The sequence below is a fragment of the Arcobacter sp. F2176 genome (assembly GCF_004116465.1).
GTDB lineage: Bacteria > Campylobacterota > Campylobacteria > Campylobacterales > Arcobacteraceae > Arcobacter > Arcobacter siniprincipis.
In genome coordinates, this window is the sequence record NZ_PDJV01000078.1 from 1 (window position 1) to 420 (window position 420).

At 32.6% G+C, this 420-nt stretch carries 2 protein-coding genes; both read right to left on the reverse strand.

Features of this window, described 5'->3' with window-relative positions; translation table 11 throughout:
• Positions 1–185: hypothetical protein (locus CRU95_RS16875; RefSeq protein ID WP_258238758.1), on the reverse strand; the 185-nt coding region annotated here is incomplete at its 3' end.
• Between the two features lie 28 nt (positions 186–213).
• On the reverse strand, positions 214–420 hold a 207-nt coding region (locus CRU95_RS16250), incomplete at its 5' end, for a hypothetical protein (RefSeq protein ID WP_258238759.1).

Consider the following 420-nt stretch of genomic DNA (forward strand, 5'->3'; position numbering starts at 1 on the left):
GTAAAAGTATTAAAAGAAACTATGGCACCAGTACTATAATTAATTGCTAAATAATCCGGAAGTGGGGACCTGCTTCTTACTTCTGGATTTATATATAATTCAATATAAATTCCTTTTCCGGTTTCCCTTGTATATCCCCAATATACCCCTTTTGCTGGATAAGGGTCATTTATAGAAAAGAGCACTCTATTTTATATAGAGTGCTCTTTATGATTATTTTTTAGGTGTTAATCCTAACTTCTTTAAAATATCTGTCAGTGTACCGCTTTTTGATTTTTCTACAGGTGTTTGTGATTTAGATGCATCTGGACCTTTTTTCAAGAAGTTCTTTTCAACGAAGCGAATATCTTTTTCGTCGACAATTCCATCTTTATCAAGATCTCCGTCTTTTACAGTTAGTCCTTTTTTAATGTAGTTGCT